This window comes from Lentzea sp. NPDC054927, assembly GCF_053610285.1.
In genome coordinates, this window is record NZ_JBSGXZ010000030.1 from 62,211 (window position 1) to 88,774 (window position 26,564).

A 26,564-nucleotide genomic window follows, 5' to 3' on the forward strand; every position below is an offset into this window, starting at 1 on the left:
CCATGCCTCGTCTGCTCTCACCGACCGCCGCACTCCTGGTCGGCGCGATCCGCACCGCGGTGACCGCCGGCGGTGACGACCACGCCGTCGCCGCACGCGTGACCAAAGCCCTGACCAGGCATCTCTCCGACCCGCTGCTGCTGGACGCCGAACACCGCGAGCCCGACCCGAACGCCTACCGCCAGCACGTTCTGCACGTGGAACCCGACGGCAGCTTCTCCGTCGTCGCGCTCGTGTGGCTGCCGGGCCAGGAAACGTGCATCCACGACCACGTGTCGTGGTGCGTGGTGGGCACGTATGTAGGGGAGGAAGAAGAGACCACCTACCGGCTCGTGGGCGACCGTCTAGTCCAGATGCGCACCAACCGAACGCCGCAGGGCGTGGCGTCGTACCTGGTGCCGCCGGGAGACATCCACAAGGTGTGCAACAGCTCGAACTCGGCCGCGATCTCGATCCACGTCTACGGCGCCGACATCGGCCTGCTCGGCACCAGCATCCGGCGCCGCTACGACCTTCCGGTCGCGTCTTAGACAACAGTTCGGAGCCATTGGGACGAACATCGGTTCAGCTTGCTAACCAATCTCCGGTGCTCCAGCGATAGCAGTGACGTGGAACCCGATCTGTGGTCGACGGCCGCCCAGGCTCTCGGCGAGCACGAACGCGACCAGGTGCTGGCGCGGCTGGGCGGCATGGTCGTGCAGCCGGGACAGACCCAGCGCCTCGCTCGCGGCGAGCGCGACGTGGTGTTCCTGCTGCCGGACCGGCTCGTGCTCGTGCGGCCCGATCCGTTCTGGACGGGGTCCTACGAGCGCAAACAGGTCGTTCGCATCCTGATCGCCGCAGGTCACGCCCAGTTCGACGTGACGGGCAGCGACAGCTTCGAGTTCTGGGTCGACCACGAGCTGACACCCGTCGAGCCGTTCATCGAACAGGCGGAGGCGTGGCTCGCGCCGCGGAAGACCTCGTCCAGCGGCGCCATCATCGCGGGTGGCCTGGCGATCATCATCGCGTTGCTGTTCATCCTCGGCCCGATAGATCTGATGCCGGCGGACAACCGCCTCACCGTGCGTTCCACGTGCAGCGACTTCCTGCGGGTCGGCCTGGACGAGCAGGCCGAGCTGCTGAGACGGCTGTTCGGGCAGGTCGGCAGACCGGACGAAGCGAACAAACCCGCCACGCTCGACGCGTCCCGCCGGCATTGCGGCGAACACGGCAACGCCACGCTGGACTCACTCGTCACCGGGAAATGACGCCCCGCTCGATCGCCCCGGTCGCGAACGCGATCAGCTGAGCGGGCTTGACCCTGTTGGTCCGCGCGCCCTGCAGCAGCAGGTCGTCCGCCAGCCCGATCAGCGAGTCCCACACCCAGTGCGGCAGCGCCGGGTCGTCGATCAGCGCCTGCCCTGAGGCCTCCGCGGTCTCGTGCAACGCCTTGGCCAGCGCCTTGATCGTTTTGCGGTAGTCCTGTGCGGACCCGGCGACCTCCTTGCCCCGGCGGCCACCGGAGAGCACCTTCGCCTCCCACTGCGCGGCCGACCGACCGAACCGCCGCCACAGGTCCGTCACCTGGGGCTCGATCTCGCGCAGCACACCGGCGATGCCGAGGCTCCGGTCGACCCGCGCGAGCGTGCGCTGCAGGTCGTCCAGCCGGCGTTCCATCAACGCCGCGAACACGTCCTCCTTGCCGGAGAAGTACTGGTACACGGTGCCGGAACTGACACCCGCCCCCAGCGCGATCGCGCGCATGGTCAGGCCCGCGTAGCCGTGCTGTTCGAGGATCAGCTCCGCGGACGACAGGATGTCGCGCCGCCTGCCCTCCGCGTCACCCCACGCCGTGTTCTTCGCATTCGCCTGCTCGGTGCTCACGCCGTTCAGCCTAACTTGAACAACGTTCAAAAGCATATTGAACGTTGTTCGGTTTGGTCGCTACAGTCGGTCCCATGGCGGAGACCGACGGCGAGTTGGCAAGACGCTTGGCCATCGAGACGGGCCGGTTGCTGGTCAGGGTGCGACCGGGTGGCGGCGACCTGACCGCGCAGATCTTCCTTGCCGCGCAACTGAAACAACATCGGCCGGACGACTCGGTGCTGTCCGAGGAGGCCCCAGACGATCCCCGCAGGCTCACCGCGGACCGGGTGTGGATCATCGACCCGCTGGACGGCAGCCGCGAGTACGCCGAGCCCGGCCGCACCGACTGGGCCGTGCACGTGGCGCTCTGGGAACGAGGGGACCTCGTCGCGGGAGCCGTCGCGGTGCCCGCACAGAGCCACACCCAGCAGGCTCGACGCGACCGCCAGATCAGGATCGTGGTCAGCCGCACCCGTCCGCCCGCGTTCGCGCAGCGGGTGGCCGAAGCGATCGACGCCGTGCTGGTGCCGATGGGCAGCGCGGGCGCGAAGACGATGGCGGTGGTGCGCGGCGAGGCCGACGCCTACCTGCACGCGGGCGGCATGTACGAGTGGGATTCGGCCGCGCCGGTCTTCGTGGCCCGCGCAGCCGGGTTGCACGCCTCCCGCGCCGACGGCCGGCCGCTGGTCTACAACCAGCCCGATCCGTGGTTGCCCGACCTGCTGATCTGCCGCCCTGAGCTCGCGGGGGCGCTCACGTGAACCACCTGGACCAGCTCGAAGCCGACAGCGCCGTTCCACCTCCCAGTGCCCGCGGCGGTGATCGCATGGACCATCTTGACCAGTTGGAAGCCGACAGCATCGACATCTTCCGCGAGGCCGTCGCGGAGTCCGATCGGCCGGTGCTGCTGTACTCGATCGGCAAGGACAGCTCGGTGCTTCTCCACCTGGCGCGCAAGGCTTTCTACCCGTCGAAGCCGCCGTTCCCGTTGCTGCACGTCGACACCACGTGGAAGTTCCGCGAGATGATCGCGTTCCGGGACAGGACCGCCGCCGAACTGGGCCTCGACCTGATCGTGCACCGCAACCCGGACTGCGTCGCGATGGGCATCAACCCGTTCGACCACGGGTCCGCGCGGCACACCGATCTCTGGAAGACCCAGGGACTGCGGCAGGCGCTCGACAAGCACCGGTTCGATCTCGCGTTCGGCGGCGCGCGCAGGGACGAGGAAGCCTCTCGTGCCAAGGAAAGGGTCTTCTCGTTCCGGACCGCGCAGCACCAGTGGGATCCGAAGAACCAGCGGCCAGAGCTGTGGCGGCTCTACAACACGCGGGTCGCGCCCGGCGAGAGCATCAGGGTGTTCCCGCTGTCGAACTGGACCGAGCTGGACGTGTGGCGCTACGTCGAACGCGAGCGGATTCCCGTGGTGCCGCTGTACTTCGCGGCGCCGCGGCCGGTGGTCGACCGCGACGGCATGCTGATCATGGTCGACGACGACCGGATGCCGTTGCACCAGGAACCGCGCACCGAACTGGTCCGGTTCCGGACGCTGGGCTGCTATCCGCTGACCGGTGCCGTGCGCAGTGAGGCCAGGACGGTGCCGGAGATCGTCGAGGAGATGCGGGCAGCGACCACGTCCGAGCGGCAGGGCCGGTTGATCGACCACGACCAGAGCGGGTCGATGGAGCGCAAGAAGCGGGAGGGGTACTTCTGATGGAGCTTCTGCGGTTCATCACCTGCGGCAGCGTCGACGACGGCAAGAGCACGCTCATCGGCCGGCTGCTGTACGAGTCGAAACTGCTCTACGCGGACCATCTCGCCGCACTCGAAGCCGACTCCCGGCGGGTCGGCACCCGTGGCGGTGAGCTGGACTTCGCGCTGCTGGTCGACGGGCTGGCCGCGGAACGCGAGCAGGGCATCACGATCGACGTCGCCTATCGTTATTTCGCAACGGAAGCGCGGCGGTTCATCGTCGCGGACACGCCGGGCCACGAGCAGTACACGCGCAACATGGTCACCGGCGCGTCCACCGCCGAGGCCGCGGTGATCCTGCTCGACGCCACGAAAGGTGTGCTCAGCCAGACTCGGCGGCACGCCCGCATCGCTTCCCTGCTGGGCATTCGGCACATCGCGCTGGCCGTGAACAAGCTCGATCTCCTGGGATACTCGCAGGAGGCGTTCGACGAGGTCAGGGCCGAGTTCGCGGAGTTCGCGGCGGAGCTGGACTTCGCCGGGATCACCTGTGTGCCGATGTCCGCGACCGAGGGCGTCAACGTGGTCGGCCGCAGCGAGCTGACTCCCTGGTACGACGGGCCAACCCTGTTGCAGTGGCTGGAGACGGTGGAGGTCGCGGCTCAGCGGCAAGGCCCGTCCCGGTTCCTCGTGCAGTGGGTGAATCGGCCGGACGCCACGTTCCGCGGTTTCTCCGGACGAGTGCTGCGCGGGACGTTGCGCCGGGGCGACGAGGTGTGCACCGGGGGCCGAACCTCCACTGTGGACCGGATCGTGACCATGGGCGGCGACCTGGCAGAGGCGCCGACCGGATCGTCGGTCACCGTGGTGCTGGCCGACGACGTCGACGCGAGCCGTGGTGACGTGCTGGCCGCCGCTGCCGATCCGCCGGGAATCGCGGACTCCTTCCAGGCGCACCTGGTCTGGCTCAACGAGACCGGCCTGCTGCCCGGCCGGCAGTACCTGGCCAAGATCGGCGCCCGCACCGTCGGGTTCACCGCCACGAAGGCGTTGCAGCTCAACGAGATCGGCGTCGACAAGGTGCACTTCGACGCACCCGTGCCGTTCGAGAGCTACCGGACGAACCGCGATCTCGGCTCGTTCGTCGTGCTCGACCGGCTGACCAACGCCACGGTCGGCGCCGGGATGATCGACTTCGCACTCGCGTCGTCCAACCTGCGGTGGCAGGCCGTGACGGTCGACAAGCAGGCCCGGAGCGCACGCAACGGGCATCGGCCGTGCGTGGTGTGGCTGACCGGGTTGTCCGGCGCGGGCAAGTCGACCATCGCGGACCTCGTCGAGAAGGCGCTGCACGCGGACGGCAGGCACACGTTCCTGCTGGACGGCGACAACGTCCGGCACGGGCTGAACTCCGACCTCGGGTTCACCGACGCCGACCGGGTCGAGAACATCCGGCGCATCGCCGAGGTCGCCGCGCTGATGGTCGACGCGGGGCTGATCGTGCTCGTCTCGTTCATCTCGCCGTTCCGGGCCGAGCGGGCACTGGCCCGTGACCTGGTCGGCGAGAACGAGTTCTGCGAGGTCTTCGTCGACACGCCTCTCGAGGTCGCGGAGCAACGTGACCCGAAAGGCCTGTACCGCAAGGCCAGGCGGGGTGAGCTGGCGAACTTCACCGGCATCGACTCGCCCTACGAGACACCGGAGAACCCCGAGGTCAGGCTCGACACCACGGCGCTGAGCCCGGAGGCGGCCGCCGAGGTCGTGGTGGCGAGACTTCGCACGCTCGGCGTCTGTTGAACGTTGTCCAAAATCGGGTATGTTCCGCTAGAACACGTTCTACATTCGGGAGGTCCGCCGTGCCGGATCAGGCGTGGTCGAGGTTCTGCCAGGCGTTGGAGAAGGCCGGCGAGGTGGTCTTCTCCGGTCCGGACACCGCGCTGGACCGTGCGGAGGGCTATCGGTACCTCGCCCGGCTGACCCGCGAGATGCTCTACTCCTGCCTGGACAACGCCGACCCGGACTTCCCGCGCTTCCACGAGCTCGACCTGGTGAAGATCGGTGCGGACAACCCGGACAACGTCTACCTGTCCGCGAACATCCGCGGCGACCGGAGCTACCGGATCACCGGCACCCGCGGCACGATCGCGTACTTCAGCATCGGTTCCAAGGCCAACCGGTACGCCAAGGACGGCACCATGGCGTCCACCGGCGAGCTGACCGACGCGGATCTCGTGGTCGCGCCGGACGGCACGGTGGAGATCATCGCGAGCGCTGCCGAGCAGAGCGGGAACTGGCTGCCGCTGGCGCCGGACTCGACCGGTCTCGTCGTCCGCCAGACCTACCTCGACCGGGCCGCGGAAGCGCCCGGTGAGTGGCACATCGAGCAGATCGGCGGTCCGGCCGAACCCGCCGAGCTGACTCCCGAGTTCTTGAGCAAGGCGCTGGGACGAGCGGCGTTGTCCGTGCACGGCACCGCGGCGACGTTCGCACACTGGACCCGCACGTTCATGGCGCGCCCCAACGAACTTCCCGACTTCGGCCAGGAGATGTTCCAACGCGCCGGCGGCGATCCGGAGATCTTCTACCTGCACGGGTACTGGACGCTGCGGCCGGGCGAGGCGTGGGTGATCGAGACCGAGGTGCCGGACTGCCCGTACTGGAACTTCCAGCTGGACAACTGGTGGATGGAGTCGCTCGACCACCGCCGTCGCATCACCGTCAACAAGCACACGGCGGTGCTGGACGCCGACGGCAGGCTCACGATCGTGGTGGCGGAACGCGATCCGGGCATCGGGAACTGGATCGACACCTGCGGTCACAGCTCCGGCACCGCGTTGCTGCGCTGGCTCGGCGCGGCCGACCACCCGATCCCCAAGTGCCGCGTGGTAACCCTTGAGGAGATTCGATGACGGTCACGACCGCGCTGAACGTCGACGAACTGCTGGAGAAGGCCTCCGCGAAGACCGGTCTCTCCGACTTCGGCGACGACTGGTTCCGCGAACCGCTCGACGTGCTCGTCGGGAGCCTCAACACCGAGGCCGCGCTGTCCCCGCTGGGTTTCGAGCTGACCAAGCACCGGCTGACCGCGCTGCTGTCGGACCGGTTGCGCTTGCGTGACCTGCAACGCAAGCACCCGTCCGTGCTCGACGTCGAAGTGCGCGTGGCCGCTGAGATCTGCGGCCTGCCGCGCACCGGATCGACGCTGTTGCACCGGTTGCTCGCGGCGTCACCTCAGGTCACCTCCACGTTGTCGTGGGAGGTCGCCTACCCGCTGCCGTTCCCCGGCGAGGGGCCGGACGCCGCCGAACGCAAACGCCGGGCCCAGGAACGCATGCAGATGTTCTCCCAGCTCTCCCCCGACTTCGGCGAACTGCACACGGTTGTGTGGGACGGACCGGAGGAGGACGTGATCCTGCTCGACCGGACGTTCGTGTCGATGAGCTACGACTCGTTCTACTGGGTGCCGACCTATGGCGACTGGCTGCGCTCGGCCGACCAACGCCCCGCCTATCGCGAGCTGCGCGAGTGGCTGCAGGTGTTGCAGTGGCAGAACCCCGCGCGCGACCTGCCCTGGGTCCTAAAGTCGCCGCACCACCTGACGGCCGTCGACACCGTGCTGAGCGAGTTCGAGGGCTGCAAGATCGTCATGACCCATCGCTCGCCGGTCAACGCCGTGCCGTCGTACGCCTCGATGGTGCGCGCGATGTCGTCGCAGTACAGCGAGAAGGCCGACCCCGTCCTCATTGGACAGTACTGGTCCCGCCGGTTCGCCAAGACCCTGCAGGACTTCGCCGTCGCCCGCGCGGAACGCCCCGACCGGTTCGTGGACGTGCGGTTCGCCGACACCGTCAGCAAACCCCTGGAAGTCGCCCGCCAGGTGCTCGACGCGCTGGGCCTGCCCGCCGGGCCCGCCGACGACGCGGCGTTCGAGGCCTACCTGGAGCAGAACCGCACCGAACGGCACGGCTCGCACTCCTACGCGCCACCGGACTTCGGGCTGTCCGAGGACCAGCTGCGGCGCGACTTCGCCTTCTACTCGGAGGTTTACCTGTGATGCTCCAAGACGAGGTCGTGGTGATCACCGGCGTCGGCCCCGGCCTGGGCTCGAAGCTGGCCCTCCGCGCCGCCGCCGAGGGCGCGAAGGTCGTGATGGCGGCGCGGTCCGCCGAAGTGATGACACAGGTGGAGAAGGACGTGCGCGCGGCCGGCGGCGAGGCGGTCGGCGTGCAGTGCGACGTGCGCAAGCCCGAGGACGTGGCGAGGCTGGTGCAGACCGCCGTCGACCGGTTCGGCACGATCACCGGCCTGGTGAACTCGGCGTTCGGGCACCCCGGCTTCTTCGATCTGCTGGAAACGCCGGAGAAGGCGATCCGCCGGTCGATGGACATCATCCTGTACGGCGCGTTGAACGTGACCCGCGAGGTCGTGCCGCACATGAAAGCGGCCGGGCGCGGTTCGATCGTCAACATCGGCACCATGACCACGCGCAAACCGATGCGCGGCGAGGCCGGTTACGCGGTGGCGAAAGCCGCGATGGCGACCGCGACCCAGTTCATGGCGCTGGAGCTGGGCCCGCACGGCATCCGCGCGAACCAGGCCGTCATGGGCTGGCTGGACGGGCCGGGTGTGCGCTTCTACCTGCAGATCAACGCCAACACGCGCGGGGTGAGCGAGCAGGACGTCTACGACGAGATCGCCGCGCGCAACCCGCTCGGCCGCATCCCGACCGACGAGGCGTGTGCCGGCGCGGTGTTGTTCCTCTTGTCCCGCAGTGCTTCCGAGATCACGGGCGCGGTGCTGGACGTCAACGGCGGGGAGTACATGCCGGCATGAGCGATTTTCTGATCAAGTCGGTGACCGTGGAGATCGACGCGCCCGCGTCGTTCGTGTGGGGCGTTCTGCTCGACTACCCGAACTATCCACAGTGGAATCCGTACACCCAAGCTGTGGACACGACTTTGGCCGTCGACTCGCCGATCGACCTCACGCTGCCCAAGCCCGATGGCAGCGAGGGGACGTGGGTGAGCCGCGAGTACATCCGCGTCGTCGAGCCGCCCAGGTTGTTGCGCTACGACACGGGTGACACGTTCCCCGGCCTGCTCGGCGTACGCGACCAGGTGATCACCCCGCTCGGGGCTGATCGGTGCAGCTACCACACGTTCGAGACGTTCACCGGCAAGTACGCGGAGGCGGTCTTCGCGGCGCAGGGCGCGTACGTCAAGAACGGCTTCGATTCCGTTGCCCACGCCCTGCGCGACCGGGTTGCCGCGCTCACGCTGACACCGTGAGCAGTTCCTCGATCGCGGCTTCCGGACCGCCGTGGGTGAGGTGCGCGATCGCCAACATCGGCGCGACCACCTGACTCCAGCCGATCACCGGATCAGCCAGCCGCCGACCGATCCGAGCGAAGAACTCCTCACACCGCGTCCACGTCGGCGGCCAGCACCGCGGTCATGTTCCCCAGATCCTCCACCAGGCCACGCTACCCACCAGCCGAACAGCACCACCGCCGTCACTCCCCCGAACAGCACACCGGCAAGCGTTGCCTCCTTCAACACCCCCATGAACACCCAGCCGAACGACAGCAGCAGCGCACACCGCAAGACCCCCAGCTTCTGCGCGCGCCATCCCGCGACGGCCAGCAGCACCGCGCCCAGGATCGACCCCGCCGACGCCGTCACCGGTATGCGCCACAACCCGTACGAAAGGTCCACATAGGACCCCATCACGAACGAGGTGGCCTGCTCCAGTCCCATCCGGTCCACCAGTTCGAACGCCGTCAGGTCGATGCCCGAGAAGTACAGGCGAGCGAACAGCGCCGCCACGAACAACGCCGCACCGGCCAGGGCCAGCCGTCCGCCGATCTCCCGCGCGAACACGATCACCGTGGCGCACAACAGGATCGACGCCAGCGCGAACAACGCGTACCCGGCCGTGACGAGCCCCGGATCGTGCGCGTACGCGGCCAGCTGCTCCGGCGCGGCGAACGGGTCGGCGTCGAAGCGCGCCCGGTCCAGCCCCGCCGTCTCCACCCCGAGGTGCCGCACGAGCAACGCGGCGAACCAGACCACCGGACCGACCACCAACGCGAGAACCCTCATGCCACTCAATCCTGGAGACCAGCGCCCCCGCCGGGATCGGACCACGGTCCGACGTTGCCAAAATAGATTATGGCTGTAATCTAAAACCGTGGAACTCACCAACGCAGTCGCCGTGATCACCGGAGCCAACCGCGGTCTCGGCCGCGTTCTCGCTGCTCAGCTGCTCGAACGGGGCGCCAAGGTCTACGCGACCGCCCGCCGCCCGGAGTCCGTCGACCTGCCCGGCGTGACCCCGCTGTACCTGGACGTCACGAAGCCGGAGTCGATCGCCGAGGCGGCCGCCAAGGCCGGTGACGCGACGTTGCTCGTCAACAACGCCGGGATCTCGACGCACACCTACCTCACCAGCGGCGACCTCGACTCGATCAGGCTCGAGATGGAGACGCACTACTTCGGCCCGCTGGCGACGACTCGCGCGTTCGCACCGGTCATCGCGGGCAACGGTGGTGGCGGCATCCTGAACGTGCTGTCCGCGCTGTCGTGGGTACACCTGCCCGACTACGGCGCCTACGCGGCGGCCAAGGCGGCGGCCTGGGCGTTGACCAACGCCTCCCGCGCCGAGCTCGCCGACAAGAACATCCAGGTCAGCGCCCTGCACGTCGGCTACATGGACACCGACATGGCGGACTACGTGGCGACCGAGAACAAGACCTCACCCGAGCAGGTCGCCAAGATCGCGCTGGACGGGTTCGCCGCGGGGCTGCCCGAGATCCTCGCCGACGACCTCAGCCGCGCCGTGAAGGCCGGCCTGTCCGCGTGAACCCCACCGCGCTCACGGCCTAGCGATCCCGCTTCGCCGTGAGTGCCTCACGCGCGGTCCTCAGAATCTCGTCGGACAACGCGGTACCGCCGGTGGCCCTGGCCAGCGACAGCGCTCCGACCAAAGTGGACAGATCGACCACGGCCCGGCGGCGAGCCGCCTCCCGATCAGCGGGCAGGCCCTCGAGGTTGGTCAGGGACTCCAGGGTCTTCACCAACCCGTCCGCGTACGCCGTCCTCAGCGGCGCTTCACCGCCCGCGTGTGCCGACTCCCCCGCGAGCGCCGTGTTCGGGCACCCGGTTCCCGGCTCGTCCCGGTGCCGCGCCGACAGGTAGTCGCCGACCAGCCGGCCCCAGGCGTCGTCGTTGCCCGCCAGGTCCGCGAGATGGGCCAGCATCGACCCGAACGCGACCTCGGTGGCGAGGCCCAGCAGCTCGTCCTTGGACGCGAAGTGCTTGTAGAAACCGCCGTGGCTCAACCCCGCTGCACCCATGACGTCCTGCACGCTGATGCCGGCACTCCCGCGCTCCTGCAACAACTGCGCGGTGGCCGTGACGATCTGCTCGCGGTGCTGCGCCGCCTCGGCGCGGGAAGCCCTGCCCACGTCCGCAGGATACTCCAGAAAGATGACGACCGACTTCTATGCGTGCGTAGTTGTACTGATGCCGCGCGCTCGGCCGTTGCCGCACGCTCGAAGCGTGACCCAAATCGTCCGCGACCGGCACGCCGCGTTGCTCGGCTTCGCCGCTTCGGCAACCCTGCTCACCGCCACCGTCGTCACCTTCCTGCAGGACTCGCTCGCGTTCCTCGGATGGCAGGGCGGCGAGTACGCCTACGCGTTCATCTGGATCACCATCGGCCTGATCGTGGCCGGCGCCGTGCTCAGGGCCACCGCACCGAGTCCGTGGCGGTCGATCGGCTCGGGGATGGCGTGGGCGGGCGCGATCGGCGTGCTGGTGGTGATCGTGCTGATCATCTTGTTCATCGTGGCGTTCTCGAACTGGAATCCCTGACTACAGCGACAGCGCCAGGCCCCGCAGCGCGCCGGCGATCTGCTCGCGGTGCGCGTCTAGGGCGCCCCGCGTGAGGCCTTCGGCCGAGGCGCGGGCGATGTCGTCGGTGGCGACCTTGAGCACGGAGCTCATGGCGGCGGCCTGCACCCGGACTTCGATCGTGACGACCGGCCTGCCCATGCGTTTCGCGAGCACGTCCGCCAGCGCGTCCTCCGCCCGTTCGCGCAGCATCAGGTACGCGGCGCGCAACGCGCGTTCGTGGTGGGTGAGCCGCACGACGGCGAACACCGCCTCGATGTCCTCGTCGGACGCCGAGTCCAGCAGCGGGCTGTAAGCCTCGCGCAGGTGGTCGATCAGTTCGAGCTCGGCCGGCCAGTCGAGCAGCACGGCGCAGAACGCGTCGACCATCTTGGTGAGCAACGGCTCGACGCAGGCTTCCTTCTGCGGGAAGTAGCGCCAGAACGTGCGCTCGGAGACGCCCGCGGCGTGCGCGATCTGCTCCCCCGACGTGCCGGCCACACCCTGCTCGCTGAACAGCCGCACGGCGTGGCGCGAGATGTCCATGCGCTGCCGCTGACGTTGCTCGTCGCTCACCGGGGGCCGCCCTCGGCGCGGTGTCCCGTTTTCTGTCGCGACGTCCGTCATCAGCCGATTTAAGCACGTCACCCAGCAGAATCAATTAGTGGCAGAGAGTGCCAACAAACGCTACGGTCGAGTCATGAGCACTGCCACCGAACGCCTTCGACTGCCGTTCACCAGGCCGAACATCCTCGAGCTCGCCCCGCTCTACGAGGTCCTCCGCCGCGAGGCGCCGATCGCCCCCGTGACCACGCCCGCCGGTGACCCCGCCTGGCTCGTGACGCGGTTCGAGGAGGTCCGCCTCCTGCTGGGCGACAAGAGGTTCGGCCGTTCCCACCCCGAACCGGAGAAGGCCTCGCGCATCTCCACCGCCGCCGTGCAGGACGGCCCGACCGGCGAGTACTCGACCGAGGAAGCCGACCACGTCCGCATGCGCCGCCTGCTGACGCCCGCGTTCTCGGCCAAGCGGATGCGGATGCTGGGCGAGAACATGGAGGAGCTGGTCGACGGCTACCTGGACCAGCTCGTCGCCGAACACGAGACCACCGGCGTGGTCGATCTGCACCGCGGGCTCGCGTTCCCGTTGCCGGTGGCCATGATCTGCCGGCTGCTCGGCGTGCCGGAGGAGGACAACGAGAAGTTCGCGTCGCTGTCCGAACGCATGGCCGGCACCGAGATCGGCGAGGAAGCGCACAAGGCGCGCGAGGAGTTCTTCCGCTACATGGTCGGGCTCGTCGAGACCAAGCGCGGGCAGCTCGGCGAGGACGTGATCTCCGACCTGGTCCGCGCCCAGAGCGAGGACCCGTCGTTCAACTACGAGGAGATGGTCCGGCTCTGCGTCGGCCTGCTGTTCGCGGGCCACGAGACCACCGTCAACCGCATCGGTCTCGGCGTGCTCTTCCTGCTCACCGACCGTTCCCGCTGGGAAGCCCTCGTCGCCGACCCGGACGGCAGGGTGGACGCGGTGGTGGAGGAGGTCATGCGCCTCGGAGCACCCGGCGACCTCGGCCTGCTGCGGTACGCGCGCGAGGACGTGGACATCGCGGGCGTGACGATCCAGGCCGGCGACGCGGTGGTCCTCTCCATCAACGCGGCCAACCGCGACGTCGAGGTGTACAGCGAGGCCGAGGAGTTCAACCCCGACCGTCCGGAAAGGACACACCTCGGGTTCGGCCACGGCGCCCACTTCTGCATCGGCGCCTCCCTCGCCCGCACCGAACTGCGCGTGGTGTTCGCCGCGCTGGCCCGCCGCCTGCCGGACCTGCGCCTGGCCAAGGGCCTCGACGAGCTGGAGGTCCGCGCCACCCTCACCGGCGGTGTCGCCGAGCTGCCCGTCACCTGGAGGTCGGCGTGAAGGTGGTGGTGGACCAGGGAAAGTGCGTCGGAGCCGGCCAGTGCGTGCTGGCAGCCGACGACGTGTTCGACCAGAACGACGACGACGGCCTGGTGGCGCTGCTGGACGCCAGCCCGCCGCCGAACCGGCTGGCGGACGTCAGGCACGCGGCGGCGGTGTGCCCGGCCTCGGCCATCGTCGTCGAGGACTGACCTCACCGGAAGTGCCGCGTGACGTCCTCGCCCTGGCGGAGGAACGCCGCCAGATCCGGTGAGAGCCTCAGGGGCAACACCTCGGTGCCGGCACCGAACGACTCCGGCACCCCGGTGATGCCTCGCAGCACGTCCGTCACATGCCTGCGCTTGAGCGCGAGCTCGGCCACGTGCACCTCCGCGTGCCGGGCCGTCAGCACCTGCACGGGTGTCGCGCCCAGGCGCAGGTGGTGACGGACCCGGCCGTGGTAGCCGCGGCCGAACTTCACGAAATCCCGGTACCGCACCAAATAGAGCAGATGCGTGTCGTCCGCACGAGCGCGGTGAGTGCGTGATCCCGGCTCGGGCGGACAGGCAGCGCACTCGTCACGACCGCGGGACATGACCTGGATTCGTCCGCACGCGTCATGCCTGCCCCAAGTGCCGTGGGAGTTGCGTGCGTACTGGTCATCGGTCCACGGCAGCCCGAGCAGATCGCCCGCGATGACCGTCCACCCCGGTTGCTCGAACTGCGCCAGCACCCCGATGAGCGTGGTCACCGCCAGCAGCTGCGTTGCCTCGCGCGCACCGAGCCCTGTCGCGGTCGCGTCCGCCGACGTGCGGTCGTCGAGACACAGGTGGCAGCGCGTGGCCCAGCCGACCGGGCACGTGCGCTCCGCACCGCACCAACGGCAACGCATGATCTGAATCGGCTTGCCGCCGGGCCGCGCGACGGACTCGATCGGCTCCATCTGGTCCGCGACCAGTGCCGCGCACGGCAGACAGTGCGCGTGCCAGGCGACGGGCCTGCCACGTCCGCGCAACGGTTGCCGGCAGTTCATGCACTTCTTCACGCGATCCCCCCACGGGGAACGCTACCGGTCAGTCGATGAAGTAGGAGTCGTGCTTGTCGAGGAACGCCGGACGGTCGGCCTCCGCGATCTTGCCGACCATCTCGAAGTACTCCTCGCGTGGCGCACCGGGCGTGAACAGCAGCAGCATCTCGGCCGGTGCGTCAGAGGCGTTGCGGAAGGCGTGCAACCCGCCCTGCGGCACGAGCAGGAAGTCGCCCGCCTCCGCATCGATCCACTTCTCACCGTTGAACAGGCGCACGGTGCCGTCGAGGATGAAGAACGACTCCGAGATCGTGCGGTGGAAGTGCGTGCTCGGGCCGGCCGCCCTGGGTTTCATCATGACCCGGTACAGCCCGAACTCGCCGCGCGTGGTCTCGGTGGTCGCGAGGTAGTGGATGCCGTCGCCGGGCGACCCTAGGTCCGGCGGGGTGCTCACGGGCCGGTACGTCGCGCTGACCTCGCCGTTCTCGCCGAGGTAGACCTTCTCTGGATAGGACATACCTGGTAGACCCGATAGCCCGCCGAAATGTGACGGCTACTGCTTCATCAGCGGTTCGACCAGCTTCGTGCCGTCCGCCTTGCCGACGAAGCAGTAGATCAACCGGTCCGAGCTGCGGTAGCCGTTCTCGGTCTTCACCTTCCACGCCTCCGCGGTCGGGATGATCACCCAGTACCGCAGCGTCTTCTCCTTGTCCTGCCCGTTCACCTTGGACGACAGGAACGTGCGCGTGCAGCCGGTGCCGCCGATCCTGGTCAGCTCCTCGGCGCCGGGGTACGGCACGTCCTTCTCCATCTCGGTGTTCGCGAGAACCGTGTCCAGCAGCTCGACGTCGTGTGCCGCGTAGCAGCCGACGCGGTCCTTGGACTCGATCTTCGGTGCGTCCTTCGCGGGCAGCCAGGTCAGGCAGGAGTTGCGGAACGCCATCAGCGAGTCGTGCTTGAGGTCGCCGTCCGGACCCATGGTGAGGACCGGCTGCATCGCGGGCGTGCTGGCGGGGCCGTCGGTGAGGCCGATGGTGGTGAACATCGGCTTGAACACGGTGAAGTACAACAGGACCAGCGCACCTACCAGGAACAGCGGGACCAGCGTCGCCGAGAGGATCAGGCCGATCGAGCGCTTCCGTTGGGGCGCGACGGGGACGGGCGGTGCGCTGATGAACTGACCGACCGCGATCGGGCCGCTGTTCGGCGCCGGTCTGCTCCCGAACCCGACACCCAGGATCGGGGCCGCCACCGGCGGCCGTCCGTCCATCACCGGCCCTGGCACCACCGGCCCAGTGACCAGCGGCCCGGTCACCAGCGGCCCGGTCAGCTGCGGTTCGCCACCGGCCAGCGCCCGTTCGATCAACCGGTGTGCCTGCGCCACGCCCAGCCGCCGGGCCGGATCCGGCTCCAGCAACCCGGAGATCAGCTCACCCAGCGGTCCGGTGATCCGCGGCACCGGCCGTTCGCTCATCACCGCGAGAATCGTCGCCGAGGTGGTCGGCCGGTCGAACGCCCCGCGTCCCTCGGTCGCGAAGAACAGCGTCGCCCCCAACGCCCACAGGTCCCAGGCGGGCATGGCCGGACCGCCCGCGAGCCGTTCGGGCGACATGTACGCGGGCGACCCGATCAACGTGCCGGTCGCGGTCAGCTTGGGATCGTCCACGGCCTGGGCGATGCCGAAGTCGGTGAGCTTCGCGGTGCCCCTGCCGGGCACCATCACGTTGCCCGGCTTGACGTCCCGGTGCACGACGCCGGACGAGTGCGCCGCCTCCAGCGCACCCAGCAGCTGCGACGCCAGCACCGCCGCCTCGCGAACGCGCAGCGGGCCGTCCCGTTCGACGGACTCCTCCAGCGTGGGAGCGTTGATCAGCTCCATCACGATGAACGTCTGGTCGTCCTCTTTGATGAGGTCGTACACGGTGACCACGGCCGGGTCCGCCAGCTGGCTCGCGATCCGCGCCTCGCGCAGCACGCGTTCCTGGTACACGGCCCGTTCGTCCGCGGGCACGCCGCCGGGCAGCAGCAGTTCCTTGACCGCGACGTCACGTCCGAGCACGGCGTCCTTGCCGAGCCACACGGCCCCCATGCCGCCCCGGCCGAGCTCGCGGACCAGCCGGTAGCGCCCGTTGCCCACCTCACGCATGCGCGGAAGTCTCGCAGCCGATCACCCGCCACCGTCACCCGGTCCGGTGAGATGACGTACACCGTTAGCGTCGTGTGACGGTCGCGAGCGCGAAGCCCGAAAACCTAGCGTCGCCGCGTGAGACGACTGACAAAGCTGTTGGCTACAACGCTGCTCCTGACCGGGCTGGCGCCACTCGCGCCGGCGTCCGCGAGCACCACCACCTGTGCCCAGAAGACGATCTCCGCACCGGCCGGCGCCAAGATCGAGTCGGTGGACGCCGTACAGCGTCCTGGCGGCACCGTCGAGTTCCCGCAGACCCCGCTCTCCGCACCGCCGCCGATCCACGACGTCCCGTCGTACTGCGAGATCACCGTGACGCTCACGCACGCGGACGATCACGTGAAGGTCGTCGTCGCGCTCCCGGACACCGGCTGGTCCGGCCGGCTGCAGGGCGTGGGCGGCAGCGCGTACGCCGCCGGTGACACCGGTTCGCCACTGGTCCAGGCCGTCAAGGACGGCTACACCGCCGTGACGACCGATGCCGGTGTGCTCACCGGACTCGACACCAGCTGGGCCGTCAAGAACGGTGAGCTGGACAAGACGCTGCTCACCAACTTCGCGACCCGGTCGGTGCACGAGTCGGCCGTCATCGCGAAGTCCGTGGTGCGCAAGCACTATCAGCGTTCGGTCAGCTACTCCTACTGGAACGGCTGCTCGACCGGCGGCCGTCAGGGATATGCCGAGGCGCAGCGGTTCCCAGACGACTTCGACGGCGTCCTCGCGAACGCGCCCGCCGTGAAGTGGTCCCAGTTCGCCGTCGCGACCCTGTGGCCGCAGATCGTGCAGAACCAGGACGGGCACGTCGTCGGCAACTGCGTGCTCGACGCGTTCCGCAAGGCCGCGATCGAGTCCTGCGACGCGAACGACGGTGTCACCAACAACATCGTCGACCGCCCGGACCGCTGCAGCTACGACCCGCGCCAGCTGATCGGCAAGAAGATCCTTTGCGGCGACCAGGAAGTCACCGTGACGCAGGCCGACGCCGACGTCATGCGCAAGATCTGGGACGGCCCCACCGACGAACGCGGCCGCAGCCTCTGGCCCGGTCTGCCGAAGGGCGCCGACCCGCTCTGGCTCGCGGGCACCCTGCCCGGCTACCCCGGCCCCGGCTTCCCGGTCGCGGCCCAGTGGGTGCAGAGCTTCCTGCTGAAGCAGCCCGGTTTCGACACCTCGAAGCTGACCTACCAGCAGTACCGCGACCTGTTCCGCCAGTCGGTCCGCGAGTTCGACGACGCCATCGGCACCTCGAACCCCGACCTGTCGGCGTTCCGTCGCTCGGGCGGCAAGCTGATCACGTTCGTCGGCACCAACGACCAGCTGATCCCGCCCGGCGGCACCCTCGGGTACCGCGACCAGGTCGAGCGGCGCATGGGGTACGTGAACGACTTCTACCGCCTGTTCACCGCTCCCGGCGTCGACCACTGCTTCGGCGGCAACGGCCCGCAGCCCACGAACCCGCTCGGTGCGCTCGTCGACTGGGTCGAGAAGGGCAAGGCACCGGCAACATTGGCGGCGGCCACGGCCGACACCCAGCGCAACCTGTGCCCGTACCCGCAGGTCTCGCGCTACACCTACGGCGACCCGAAGGCCGCTTCGAGCTACCGCTGCGCCCGCTAGCTTGTCGCACCGGCCGTCCGGGACGGCGGCGGACTTCGTCGTCGTCCCGAGCGGCACTACTCGGAGAGCACGCCTTCCTCCGCCGTGACCAGTGAGTCGATCGCGTCGAAGAAAGCCTTGATTCCGGGCAGGTTCGGGCCCTTCGCACTGGACGCGGCGTAGTCCCGCGAGGAACGCCACTCGACGATGTCGAGCCATTCGCCGTCGGGCAGCCGCACGAGCCGGGCGCCGAGGAAACCCTCGCGGTCGGCCTCGAAGTCGGCGATCATGCCCGGCCTGGCGGCCAGCAGGGCCTCGACCTTCTCGGGCGCGACGCGGAAGCGGGTCAGCTCCACCGAAGTAGTCACCCTTTGATGATAGTCATGTTTTATGGCTAAATCCAGATGGGCAGCGCCAAGGCCCGCTCCCGATCGCCGACTCCGCGCTGCTCTCGGCCCCACCGCTGAAGAACGGGACCTTGAAGGTCTACCTGGGCTTCCCGCACGACATGCCGACCACGCGGGCCGACGTGATCAACGCAGACCTGCTGGAGTTCATCGGGTCCTGCCCCAGCCAGGACACGCCCGTCAGGTGCGCTGCAGGGCCTTCGGGTACAGCCAGCTGCCGGGCGTGTCCTCGGCCGGGTTCGTGTAGTAGTCACGCACCGCCGCAACGTATTCCTGCACGCTGATCGCACCGTCACCATCGGTGTCGAGGTGCGTGAACGCCAGCCCGCACTCCGCCTCGGAAAGCCCGCGCGCCTTCAGCAGGACCTGGAACTCGTCCGTGTCAACGCGCCCGTCGCCGTTCGTGTCCATGAGGTCGAGCAGCGACTGCACGATCTCGAGGAAGTCCATGTTGATCGGCCCGCCCTCGAGGACCAGCTCGATCATCGCCTCGCGGTACTCCTCGGGGCCGATGCGGCCGTCGCGGTCGGCGTCGCAGTGGTTGACGAGCATCTCCCAGAACCGGTCGTAGGCCTCCACCAGGTCGCGGCCCCGCTCCGACGACGCCGGCTCGCCGAACGCCCGCAGCAGCCGGTTGGCGAGCGCGTAGACGTCCGCGAGCTCGATGACGCCGTTGCCGTTGACGTCGTAGTGGGCGAACGTCGAGTCGATCCTGTGCTGCAACACCTGCTTCATGACCAGGCACTGTGCTGAGGCGATCCGCGTTGTGCAACGCGCGTCCCCCTCCTGGGTGGTGTTGTTCAGCCGTCTCCGCTAAGGCGGTATAGTTATACCGGCACACCGTCGTACGGAGGATCACGTTGATCGAACTCAAGTCCCCAGCGGAGATCGAGCGCATGCACGTCACCGGCCAGTTCATCGCGGAGGTGCTCGACGAGCTCTCCTCGGTGGCCGCGGTCGGCGTCAACCTGCTCGACCTCGAACTGCACGCGCGCGGCATGCTCGAGAAGCGCGGCGCCGAGTCCTGCTACTGGGACTACGCGCCGTCGTTCGGCCGGGGCCCGTTCCGCAACGTCATCTGCCTGTCGGTCAACGACGCGGTGCTGCACGGCTTGCCGAAGAGCTACGTGCTGCAGGACAGCGACCTGCTGACCATGGACATCGCCGTCAGCATCGACGGCTGGGTGGCCGACTCGGCGGTGTCGATCATCGTGGGCACCGCCCGTGACGAGGACGTGCACCTGATCCGCGCCACCGAGGTGGCGTTGGAGGCGGCGATCGAGGCCGCGCAGGTCGGCAACAAGCTCGGCGACATCTCCGCGGCGATCGGCGAGGTCTCCGCCGAGTACGGCTTCACGCCCAACCTCGAGTTCGGCGGCCACGGGCTCGGGCGCACCATGCACGAGGGGCCGCACGTGTCGAACAACGGCAGGCGCGGGCACGGCATGAAGCTGCGCCCCGGCCTCACCATCGCCATCGAGCCGTGGCTCGCCGCCACGACCGACCAGATCATCTTCGACGAGGACGGCTGGACGCTGCGGTCCGCCGACGGCTCGCGCACGGCCCACTCGGAGCACTCCATCGCGATCACCGAGGACGGGCCGCTGGTGCTGACCCGCCGCAAGTCGGAGCTGGCCAGGAAGTCTGAGGCGGGGTCCGAGTCCTCGGAGCAGACCCAGGCGCGGCTGCCGTAATCCACCAGTGCCGCCACCAGGCCGTTCGACGCATGGTGGCGAAGACGGACGCGCTCCGGTAACCATGCAGTGGGCTGAAGAGGAGAGGGACGGAGGACCGACGACCACGGGAGTCTGAATGACCACAGGGGGCAGGACAGAGCTCGGCGTCGACCTGGACGAGCTGCGTCTGCTGGTCGGCATGTCCTATCGGGAACTGGCACGCCGCACCGGTTGTGCCCGCAGCACACTGCACGACGCGTTGACCGGTCGCCGTTTTCCCAAGCTCGACACGGTGCTGGCTATCGCGCGGGCGTGCGGAGGCGATCCCGTGCGCTGGCGTTTGCGCTGGGTCGCGGCTTGCAGGCGCACTCGATCAACCACCTCGAACCGTACCGACGACGTCTCGGCAGTCGACCAATCCCAGCTGACGGGAGTCCTGTGAACGAGGGTTGTCTCCCACCACGGCAACGAATCCGGCCGGCACCCGCACCACCCCGGGCAACGCCGGAGCGAGCCACGCCGGCACCGGATCACCCGCGACGGCCGCCACCCTCTTGATCCGGTGCGGCAGCTCGGGGTCCGGCACCCGGAACACGATCACCTCACGACGGCGCGGCGCCCGGAAACGCCTGCGTGCCACCAGCTTCTGGCCGTCGTGCAGCGTCGGCGACATGCTGTTGCCGCGCACGGTGACTCGGATCCACATCAGCTGACCCTCACATCCTGGTAACCGCCCGCCTGCAACCGGAACAGCCGGGCGTACTCGCCGTCCGCGTCCATCAGCTCGTCGTGGCTGCCCTGCTCGGCGATCCGCCCGCCGGTCAGGGTCACGATGAGATCGGCACCGCGCAACGCCGCCATCCGGTGCGAGATCAGCAACCGGGTCCGGCCTTCCGCGTGCCGGCGCAGGGTGTCGTGCACCCGATGTTCCCCTTCGGCGTCCAACCCGGACGTCGGCTCGTCGAGGATCATCAACTCGGCATCGGTGCGCATCAGGCACCGCGCCAGAGCCACGCGCTGCCACTGCCCACCGGACAACGTCATACCCGTCCGTTCGTCATCCGCGTGCGTCCTCGACAGCACCGTGTCGTACCCGTTCGGCAGAGCGTTGACGGTGTCGGCGACGCGCGCCGTCTCGGCCGCGTCGATGATCCGCGCCCGGTTGTCCAGTTCCCGCACCTGCCCGATGCCGATGTTCTCCGCCGCGGTCAGGTCGTACGCCATGAACTCCTGGAACACCACGCCGATCCGCGCCCGCAGCGACGACACGTCCAGCTCCCGTACGTCCACGCCACCCCACGTGATCGAGCCCCGCTGCGGGTCGTAGAACCGGCACAGCAGCTTCACCAGCGTGCTCTTACCCGCACCGTTGACCCCGACCAGTCCCACGGCCGCACCCGCCGGAATGGTCAGGTTCAGCCCGCGCAACACCCACGGCCCGTCCTCCGCGTACCGGAACCAGACGTCGCGCAGCTCGATCGCCCCAGCGGCCGGAACACCTGTGCCCGCAGGCAAATCGTCCTGCGTGCCGATGACATCGAGGTAGTGCCCGAACAACCGCACCGCCCGCCCGGCCTCACCGAGCTGGAGCACCACCCCGGACAACCCGGTCTGCACCCCGGCCACCGCCCCCAGGAACAGCACGAGGTCACCGACCGACGACCGCCCGGCCGCGACGTCGAGCGCCACCACGACCGTGCCGATCCCGCCCACCACAGCCCCGAGCAACGCCAGCGCGCTCTGCACCACCGTGCCCCGCCGCTGTGCCACGAGCCGCGCCCCGGACACCGTCGTCAACGAGCCGACCATCCTGGCGTGCAACAACTCCCCGAGGCCGAACAACCGAATCTCCTTGGCCGCCCGCACATCCGTGAGCAACGCCCGGTAGAACAACCGCCGCCGATCGGTGGCGACCCACGCCTCCTCGGTCGCCGCCTCCCGCCTCGCCGTCGCCAGCCTCGCGAACACGGCCGTCACCACGGACGCCAGCAGCAGCAACGTCATCGGCGGCCACACCACCAGCAACGCACTCGCGAAACTGGCCAGCAACACCACCGACCGCACCAGCTCCTGGGTGAACTGCGAGATCGTGCCGGGAGCCTCCTGCGCGGCCTGCTCGGCGAGCCGCAACCGGTCGTGGAACGCGGGATCCTCGATGTGCCGCAACCCCGGCAACGTCGCGATCCGCCGGAACAACCTGCTCTCCACAGTCAGCGTGACGCGGTGCTGCACCACCTCGCCGAGGTGCCCGCAGAGGTACAGCAACGCGATCGCCAGTCCACCGGCCAGCGCCGACGCCACCGCCAGGAACGCCGCCCGCCCGGCACTCGCCGCACCGGACGTGAGCTCCTCGACCAGCAACTTCGTCAGCCAGGCACCAGTGGCCGGCGCGGCACCGGCCAGCACCGTCAAGGCAAGGGTCATCGAAGCAACAACCGGCGCGGCCCTGAACGGCAGCACCAGCGCCGCGGCGGCGTTCCGGATCATGCCACCGGCGCCGGAGTGTCCGCGGAGCTGGTGAAGTCGGCGAGCCTGATCCCGGACGCCGTCACCACACCGCCGTGGGTGTGCACCAACGTCGGATACGCCATCACGCCGAACGCGGACAACACCGGATCATCCGTGCCGACGACCGCCACTCGCCCGAGCCCGCTCACCTTCTCGGCCAGCCGCGCCGTGCCTTCCGGATCGCTCGCATCACCGTCCACAACGGACACGAACCGGACGGTGGGCGGATCGGCCAGCAACGCGTCGCTGAGCGTCCGGCAAGGCCCGCATCCGACCGAGAAGAACCCGACCTGCACCGGTCCGTCGAGATCGGCCTCGGTGAACGCGATGCCGTCGGTGTCGACGATCGAGAACGGCCGGACCACCGCGCCGGGTTGCGGCAGGTTCGTGTTGCGAACAGGGCCGGACTTCTCCTGCAGTTCCCGAACCCTCGCCACCAGCCCGTACGTGAACAGCACGTGCAGCGCCACCACGACGGCAAGCAGCACAACGGCAATCGTGAGCAGGGTCAACGGTTCCTCCCAAGAGGCGGGCGTCGTCACGAACGCACCGGCAAGAGCAACAGCGATCAACGCCCCGTTGCGAACGAGATGCCTGGGCCCCAGCACATCGCCGTCCGCACCAAAACACCGGCAGCGCACCGGTTCTCCGGCGTAGATGGCCACCAAGATGCCGCCGCAGAAGACCGCGAGCAATGCGATGACAGCCGCATACCCGAGCCTCGTCCCAGGAACGGCAAGCAGCACAACGACAACCGCCTCCCCCACGAGGATCGCGACTGCGACCAGCCGGGCGGGCAACCACGGTGCGACAGCGGCAACGGAATCCCGGAACTCGGCGAACACCTGCCGGCCACGCACCTTGCCGGCGAAAGCCACGAGGAACACCACCGCGAGCAGCACACGAGCGAACAAATCGACCACGTCAGGCCTCCAGCAGCAGGTGCGGGGTGCCGGCGACGCGCTTGCCGGCACCCCGTCACATCACTTGCAGGTGCTGCTCACCGACGAGCAGATGCCGTTGCAGTTGAAGCGGTATCCCTTCTTGCAACACTGCCCGTGCTCCGGCACGCATGCACCGGCATCGATCTTCGGCAGCACGAGTCCGACGAGCCGTTCACCGGCCAGCTGTGCGAATCGCTTCACGGGTCCGCTCCTCCCAGTCGATCACCTTGAACGCCGACCACGCTCGCCCGCCGCGGCCGGGAACGGAAAGCGAGTCGGACGGACTCGGACGCCCTCGGACTTCCCGCTCACCCGTACGGCGGATGCAACACATCCGCAGGCACGCACGATGTGTAGTTGGCAGGCACAGATAGGGGTGGCCAATGGCGCGGCGTGTGTTCATCTCCTACGCACAGGAGTCCCCCGAACATCGCGCCGTGGTGCTGAACCTGTACGCCTTCCTCCGGCAGAACGGCATCGACGCCGAGGTCGACCAGATCGCCGCTGGTCAACGTCAGGACTGGTCGCTGTGGATGGCAGACCAGATCCGGGAAGCGGACGTCGTGCTGTGCGTGGCCTCGGAGCAGTACCGGCTGCGATCACAGGGCCAGGTCGACGAGCAGACCGGAAGAGGCGTCCAGTGGGAGGCCCGGCTGATCCGTGCCGCCTTCTACGACTCGCAGCAAGACCTGCAGAAGTTCGTGCCGGTGGTGCTACCAGGGCAGTCGGCCGCAGGGGTCCCGGACTTTCTCGCCCCGGAGATGACCACGGTCTACACGGTCAAGGACTTCTCCAAGCAAGGCGCGGAAGACCTGCTCCGCTTCCTCGTGCGCAAGCCCAAGTACTCCGCCACCCCGCTGGGCGACGAACCGGACTTCGACACCTCGGCCCCCTCCGTAACCACCACCTCAGGGCCCAACAGCATCGTGTCCCCGCAGGTCGCGGGCATGGCCGAGGTGATCGGCCGCGACCAGGAGCTGGCCGACCTGCGCACGGCGTTCACCGCCCAGCGAAACTCCCGCACCCCGGTGATCCAAGTCCTCACCGGCATGGGCGGCGTGGGCAAGACGAGCCTCGCCCGTGCCTACGCCCAACGCCACCTCGACGACTACGAAGTGGTCTGGTGGATCCGGGCGGAAGACCCGAACACAGTCGACGGTGAATACCGAAGCTTGCTGGAGGAGGCCCACTCGGCGGCCGAGGCGAAACTGGTGCGCAACGCGGTGCAGGCCGCCAACAACTGGTTGTCCCAACGCACCAAGCCGTGGCTGCTCGTCCTGGACAACGTCCTCGACACCAAGTCTGCGCGCGGTCTCTACCCGGCGAAGGGCAACGGACACGTACTCGTCACCAGCCAGGACAGTCGCTGGCCCAATCCCAGCGTCGTCCGCCCCGTCGATCCCCTGGGCACGGACGACGCCGTGGAGTTGCTGGCCACGCTCTCCCAGGACGCCGACACCGAAGCCGCGACCAAACTCGCCGCGGAGCTCGACGGTCTGCCGCTCGCCCTCACCCAGGCCGCGTCCTTCGTCTTCAGCAACGGGAGTGATCTCGCGACCTATCTGCGCTTCTACCAGGACCGCAGCGCCGAGCTGCACACCGAGGGCGAGCTCGCCGACGACTACCCGCACACCGTCGCCACGACCTGGCTCCTGGCAATCGAGAAGATGTCGCCGCCCGCGCGCCTGATCCTCAACACCATCGCTTACTTCGCTCCGGACTCGATCCCGATCTCGGTGCTGCGTCCGCTGGTGGAGGACGAGCTCGTGCTCACCCGAGCGATCGGCGAGCTGCTCTCCCACAGCCTCGTGACGCGAGGCGCTGAAGGCACCATCACCGTCCATCGCCTGATCCAGGCCGTCACTCGACACGGCCTGGGCGACACGCACGAGCACGCCGCCAGATCACGCGACCTCATCACAGCGGCGATGCCGGAGCGCCCTCTCGATCTGCGGTCGATGGCCATCTGGAAGCAGCTCCGCAACCACATACCCGTGGTCGTCGATCATGTGCCCACCGACCCGCTGACGTTCGACCTGCGCTACCTGCAGGCGTTCCTGTACGGCGACATGGGCGAAATGAACACGGCCACCACCCTGTTGACGGCACTGGTCGACGACATGTCCCCAGTCCTCGGAGCCGAGAACGAGCGCGTGCTTCGTGCACAGCACGGTGTGGCGTACTGGTCGAGCGCGTTCGACGTGCCCAAACGCCGCAAGCTGCTCACCGAAGTGCTGGAAGCTCAAGTCAGGGTTCTCGGTCCTGAACACCCTGACACTCTGATGACCTCCCACGATCTGGTTCGTGCACATCTCGTTCTGGAGCAGTACGACTGTGCTATCAAGTTGCTGGATGAACTGCTGCCCAGGCGCGTCCGCCTGCTCGGCCCCAACCACAGGCACACGCTGGAAACTCGCATTCATCAGACGACCGTTCTGGCCAGAAACGGCCAGGTCGACAAGGCAATCGCCATCGCAGAGGAAGTCATCGCCACCGCTGCTGCCGAGTTCGGCGCCCAGGACCTGCAAACGACAGAACTCCAGATGGAGTATGCCCGCGCACTCAGCATTGCGGGGCGCCCGGCCGCTGCACGCGACCTCTTCGCCCACATCGTCAGGCAGCACGCAGAACAGCGGGGGCAATACGACCGGCTGACGCTCTATTCCTCCGTACTGCTGGCCATATTGACCGGGGACGCCGGAAACAAGCGGCTGGCGAGGACCATGCTGCACGGGACATTGGCACGCATACGCAGCAGCCTCGGCAAGAACGACCCGCTCTTGACGAAATTCGAGGAAGCCTTGAACAACGTTCAGGGATCTGGCTCGGCATCGTCAAGGCGGAAGCGCTGATCAGACCTGCTGATCGGCGCTCGCCGACGCCCAGGACAGG

The 26,564-nt window shown here is 68.5% G+C and carries 30 protein-coding genes; 17 read left to right on the forward strand and 13 right to left on the reverse strand.

Features of this window, described 5'->3' with window-relative positions; genetic code table 11:
- Window positions 1-2 precede the first annotated feature (2 nt).
- Window positions 3-530: a cysteine dioxygenase gene (locus tag ACWGE0_RS31130; RefSeq protein WP_452264469.1), complete on the forward strand. Its 528-nt coding sequence runs from the start codon at window positions 3-5 to the stop codon at window positions 528-530.
- Window positions 531-608: 78 nt separating this feature from the next.
- Window positions 609-1,250: a hypothetical protein gene (locus ACWGE0_RS31135; RefSeq protein WP_452264470.1), complete on the forward strand. Its 642-nt coding sequence runs from the start codon at window positions 609-611 to the stop codon at window positions 1,248-1,250.
- Here the strand turns inward: ACWGE0_RS31135 and ACWGE0_RS31140 are convergent.
- Window positions 1,237-1,866, reverse strand: coding sequence for a TetR/AcrR family transcriptional regulator (locus tag ACWGE0_RS31140; protein WP_452264471.1), 630 nt, complete (start codon window positions 1,864-1,866; stop codon window positions 1,237-1,239). The genes ACWGE0_RS31135 and ACWGE0_RS31140 overlap by 14 nt on opposite strands.
- Window positions 1,867-1,940: 74 nt before the next feature.
- On the opposite strand from ACWGE0_RS31140, the gene ACWGE0_RS31145 reads away from it, so the two are divergent.
- The 7 genes from ACWGE0_RS31145 to ACWGE0_RS31175 all read left to right on the forward strand — a co-directional run bounded on the left by ACWGE0_RS31145 (window position 1,941) and on the right by ACWGE0_RS31175 (window position 8,828).
- Window positions 1,941-2,609 carry a 3'(2'),5'-bisphosphate nucleotidase CysQ gene (locus ACWGE0_RS31145; RefSeq protein WP_452264472.1) on the forward strand — a complete coding sequence of 223 codons (669 nt, stop codon included), beginning with the start codon at window positions 1,941-1,943 and terminating at the stop codon, window positions 2,607-2,609.
- Window positions 2,610-2,674: 65 nt separating this feature from the next.
- Entirely contained in the window at window positions 2,675-3,562 is an 888-nt protein-coding gene (cysD, locus tag ACWGE0_RS31150) for a sulfate adenylyltransferase subunit CysD (RefSeq protein ID WP_452264473.1), read from the forward strand.
- Window positions 3,562-5,337: an adenylyl-sulfate kinase gene (gene cysC / locus ACWGE0_RS31155; RefSeq protein ID WP_452264474.1), complete on the forward strand. Its 1,776-nt coding sequence runs from the start codon at window positions 3,562-3,564 to the stop codon at window positions 5,335-5,337. The genes cysD and cysC overlap by 1 nt, the downstream gene beginning before the upstream one ends.
- 59 nt (window positions 5,338-5,396) lie before the next feature.
- Window positions 5,397-6,449 (forward strand): DUF1214 domain-containing protein, encoded by a 1,053-nt coding sequence (locus ACWGE0_RS31160; RefSeq protein WP_452264475.1) that lies wholly within the window; start codon window positions 5,397-5,399, stop codon window positions 6,447-6,449.
- The gene (locus ACWGE0_RS31165) at window positions 6,446-7,594 is read left to right on the forward strand and encodes a sulfotransferase family protein (RefSeq protein ID WP_452264476.1); all 1,149 of its coding nucleotides are present in this window, start codon (window positions 6,446-6,448) and stop codon (window positions 7,592-7,594) included. The genes ACWGE0_RS31160 and ACWGE0_RS31165 overlap by 4 nt, the downstream gene beginning before the upstream one ends.
- Window positions 7,594-8,373, forward strand: a complete 780-nt coding sequence (locus ACWGE0_RS31170; protein WP_452264477.1) for an SDR family oxidoreductase — start codon at window positions 7,594-7,596, stop codon at window positions 8,371-8,373. The genes ACWGE0_RS31165 and ACWGE0_RS31170 overlap by 1 nt, the downstream gene beginning before the upstream one ends.
- Window positions 8,370-8,828 carry an SRPBCC family protein gene (locus ACWGE0_RS31175; protein WP_452264478.1) on the forward strand — a complete coding sequence of 153 codons (459 nt, stop codon included), beginning with the start codon at window positions 8,370-8,372 and terminating at the stop codon, window positions 8,826-8,828. The genes ACWGE0_RS31170 and ACWGE0_RS31175 overlap by 4 nt, the downstream gene beginning before the upstream one ends.
- An 84-nt stretch (window positions 8,829-8,912) precedes the next feature.
- Here ACWGE0_RS31175 and ACWGE0_RS31180 read toward each other — a convergent pair whose 3' ends face one another.
- Entirely contained in the window at window positions 8,913-9,641 is a 729-nt protein-coding gene (locus ACWGE0_RS31180) for a hypothetical protein (RefSeq protein ID WP_452264479.1), read from the reverse strand.
- 88 nt (window positions 9,642-9,729) lie between these two features.
- Between ACWGE0_RS31180 and ACWGE0_RS31185 the strand changes: the two genes are divergently transcribed.
- Window positions 9,730-10,401: an SDR family oxidoreductase gene (locus ACWGE0_RS31185; RefSeq protein WP_452264480.1), complete on the forward strand. Its 672-nt coding sequence runs from the start codon at window positions 9,730-9,732 to the stop codon at window positions 10,399-10,401.
- Between the two features lie 19 nt (window positions 10,402-10,420).
- Here the strand turns inward: ACWGE0_RS31185 and ACWGE0_RS31190 are convergent, their stop codons facing one another.
- Window positions 10,421-11,005, reverse strand: a complete 585-nt coding sequence (locus tag ACWGE0_RS31190) for a TetR/AcrR family transcriptional regulator (RefSeq protein WP_452264481.1) — start codon at window positions 11,003-11,005, stop codon at window positions 10,421-10,423.
- A 94-nt stretch (window positions 11,006-11,099) separates the two neighbouring features.
- Here ACWGE0_RS31190 and ACWGE0_RS31195 point away from each other — a divergent pair, with 94 nt between their 5' ends.
- Complete coding sequence (locus ACWGE0_RS31195; RefSeq protein WP_452264482.1) at window positions 11,100-11,414, forward strand: hypothetical protein; 315 nt, start codon at window positions 11,100-11,102, stop codon at window positions 11,412-11,414.
- Here ACWGE0_RS31195 and ACWGE0_RS31200 read toward each other — a convergent pair whose 3' ends face one another.
- The gene (locus ACWGE0_RS31200) at window positions 11,415-12,008 is read right to left on the reverse strand and encodes a TetR/AcrR family transcriptional regulator (protein WP_452264483.1); all 594 of its coding nucleotides are present in this window, start codon (window positions 12,006-12,008) and stop codon (window positions 11,415-11,417) included. It lies immediately after the preceding gene.
- Window positions 12,009-12,132: 124 nt separating this feature from the next.
- Here ACWGE0_RS31200 and ACWGE0_RS31205 point away from each other — a divergent pair, with 124 nt between their 5' ends.
- On the forward strand, window positions 12,133-13,347 hold the full coding sequence (locus tag ACWGE0_RS31205) for a cytochrome P450 (protein WP_452264484.1): 1,215 nt from the start codon (window positions 12,133-12,135) through the stop codon (window positions 13,345-13,347).
- Window positions 13,344-13,538, forward strand: a complete 195-nt coding sequence (locus tag ACWGE0_RS31210) for a ferredoxin (protein ID WP_452264485.1) — start codon at window positions 13,344-13,346, stop codon at window positions 13,536-13,538. The genes ACWGE0_RS31205 and ACWGE0_RS31210 overlap by 4 nt, the downstream gene beginning before the upstream one ends.
- Window positions 13,539-13,540: 2 nt before the next feature.
- On the opposite strand, the gene ACWGE0_RS31215 is transcribed toward ACWGE0_RS31210, so the two are convergent.
- From ACWGE0_RS31215 to ACWGE0_RS31225, 3 genes are read right to left on the reverse strand one after another with little or no spacing between them, the layout of a single operon-like run.
- Window positions 13,541-14,371, reverse strand: coding sequence for a hypothetical protein (locus tag ACWGE0_RS31215; protein ID WP_452264486.1), 831 nt, complete (start codon window positions 14,369-14,371; stop codon window positions 13,541-13,543).
- A 28-nt stretch (window positions 14,372-14,399) separates the two neighbouring features.
- Window positions 14,400-14,870: a cupin domain-containing protein gene (locus ACWGE0_RS31220; RefSeq protein WP_452264487.1), complete on the reverse strand. Its 471-nt coding sequence runs from the start codon at window positions 14,868-14,870 to the stop codon at window positions 14,400-14,402.
- Between the two features lie 36 nt (window positions 14,871-14,906).
- Window positions 14,907-16,499, reverse strand: coding sequence for a serine/threonine-protein kinase (locus ACWGE0_RS31225; protein WP_452264488.1), 1,593 nt, complete (start codon window positions 16,497-16,499; stop codon window positions 14,907-14,909).
- 117 nt (window positions 16,500-16,616) lie between these two features.
- Between ACWGE0_RS31225 and ACWGE0_RS31230 the strand changes: the two genes are divergently transcribed.
- The gene (locus ACWGE0_RS31230; RefSeq protein ID WP_452264489.1) at window positions 16,617-18,158 is read left to right on the forward strand and encodes a tannase/feruloyl esterase family alpha/beta hydrolase; all 1,542 of its coding nucleotides are present in this window, start codon (window positions 16,617-16,619) and stop codon (window positions 18,156-18,158) included.
- 56 nt (window positions 18,159-18,214) lie between these two features.
- Here ACWGE0_RS31230 and ACWGE0_RS31235 read toward each other — a convergent pair whose 3' ends face one another.
- Window positions 18,215-18,505, reverse strand: a complete 291-nt coding sequence (locus ACWGE0_RS31235) for an antibiotic biosynthesis monooxygenase (protein ID WP_452264490.1) — start codon at window positions 18,503-18,505, stop codon at window positions 18,215-18,217.
- Between the two features lie 219 nt (window positions 18,506-18,724).
- Complete coding sequence (locus ACWGE0_RS31240) at window positions 18,725-19,279, reverse strand: EF-hand domain-containing protein (RefSeq protein WP_452264491.1); 555 nt, start codon at window positions 19,277-19,279, stop codon at window positions 18,725-18,727.
- Window positions 19,280-19,404: 125 nt separating this feature from the next.
- Between ACWGE0_RS31240 and map the strand changes: the two genes are divergently transcribed.
- Together map and ACWGE0_RS31250 are read left to right on the forward strand one after the other, a co-directional pair.
- Window positions 19,405-20,238, forward strand: a complete 834-nt coding sequence (map, locus tag ACWGE0_RS31245; RefSeq protein ID WP_452264492.1) for a type I methionyl aminopeptidase — start codon at window positions 19,405-19,407, stop codon at window positions 20,236-20,238.
- A 118-nt stretch (window positions 20,239-20,356) separates the two neighbouring features.
- On the forward strand, window positions 20,357-20,662 hold the full coding sequence (locus ACWGE0_RS31250) for a helix-turn-helix domain-containing protein (RefSeq protein ID WP_452264493.1): 306 nt from the start codon (window positions 20,357-20,359) through the stop codon (window positions 20,660-20,662).
- On the opposite strand, the gene ACWGE0_RS31255 is transcribed toward ACWGE0_RS31250, so the two are convergent.
- From ACWGE0_RS31255 to ACWGE0_RS31270, 4 genes are read right to left on the reverse strand one after another with little or no spacing between them, the layout of a single operon-like run.
- The gene (locus ACWGE0_RS31255; protein ID WP_452264494.1) at window positions 20,594-20,926 is read right to left on the reverse strand and encodes a S26 family signal peptidase; all 333 of its coding nucleotides are present in this window, start codon (window positions 20,924-20,926) and stop codon (window positions 20,594-20,596) included. The two genes, ACWGE0_RS31250 and ACWGE0_RS31255, sit on opposite strands and share 69 nt — an antisense overlap.
- Window positions 20,926-22,707 (reverse strand): ABC transporter ATP-binding protein, encoded by a 1,782-nt coding sequence (locus ACWGE0_RS31260; protein WP_452264495.1) that lies wholly within the window; start codon window positions 22,705-22,707, stop codon window positions 20,926-20,928. Before ACWGE0_RS31260 ends, ACWGE0_RS31255 begins: the two co-directional genes overlap by 1 nt.
- Window positions 22,704-23,651: a TlpA family protein disulfide reductase gene (locus ACWGE0_RS31265; protein ID WP_452264496.1), complete on the reverse strand. Its 948-nt coding sequence runs from the start codon at window positions 23,649-23,651 to the stop codon at window positions 22,704-22,706. The genes ACWGE0_RS31260 and ACWGE0_RS31265 overlap by 4 nt, the downstream gene beginning before the upstream one ends.
- A gap of 60 nt (window positions 23,652-23,711) precedes the next feature.
- Entirely contained in the window at window positions 23,712-23,873 is a 162-nt protein-coding gene (locus ACWGE0_RS31270) for a hypothetical protein (RefSeq protein ID WP_452264497.1), read from the reverse strand.
- A gap of 182 nt (window positions 23,874-24,055) precedes the next feature.
- Here ACWGE0_RS31270 and ACWGE0_RS31275 point away from each other — a divergent pair, with 182 nt between their 5' ends.
- Window positions 24,056-26,524: an SEFIR domain-containing protein gene (locus ACWGE0_RS31275; RefSeq protein WP_452264498.1), complete on the forward strand. Its 2,469-nt coding sequence runs from the start codon at window positions 24,056-24,058 to the stop codon at window positions 26,522-26,524.
- Window positions 26,525-26,564: the final 40 nt, after the last annotated feature.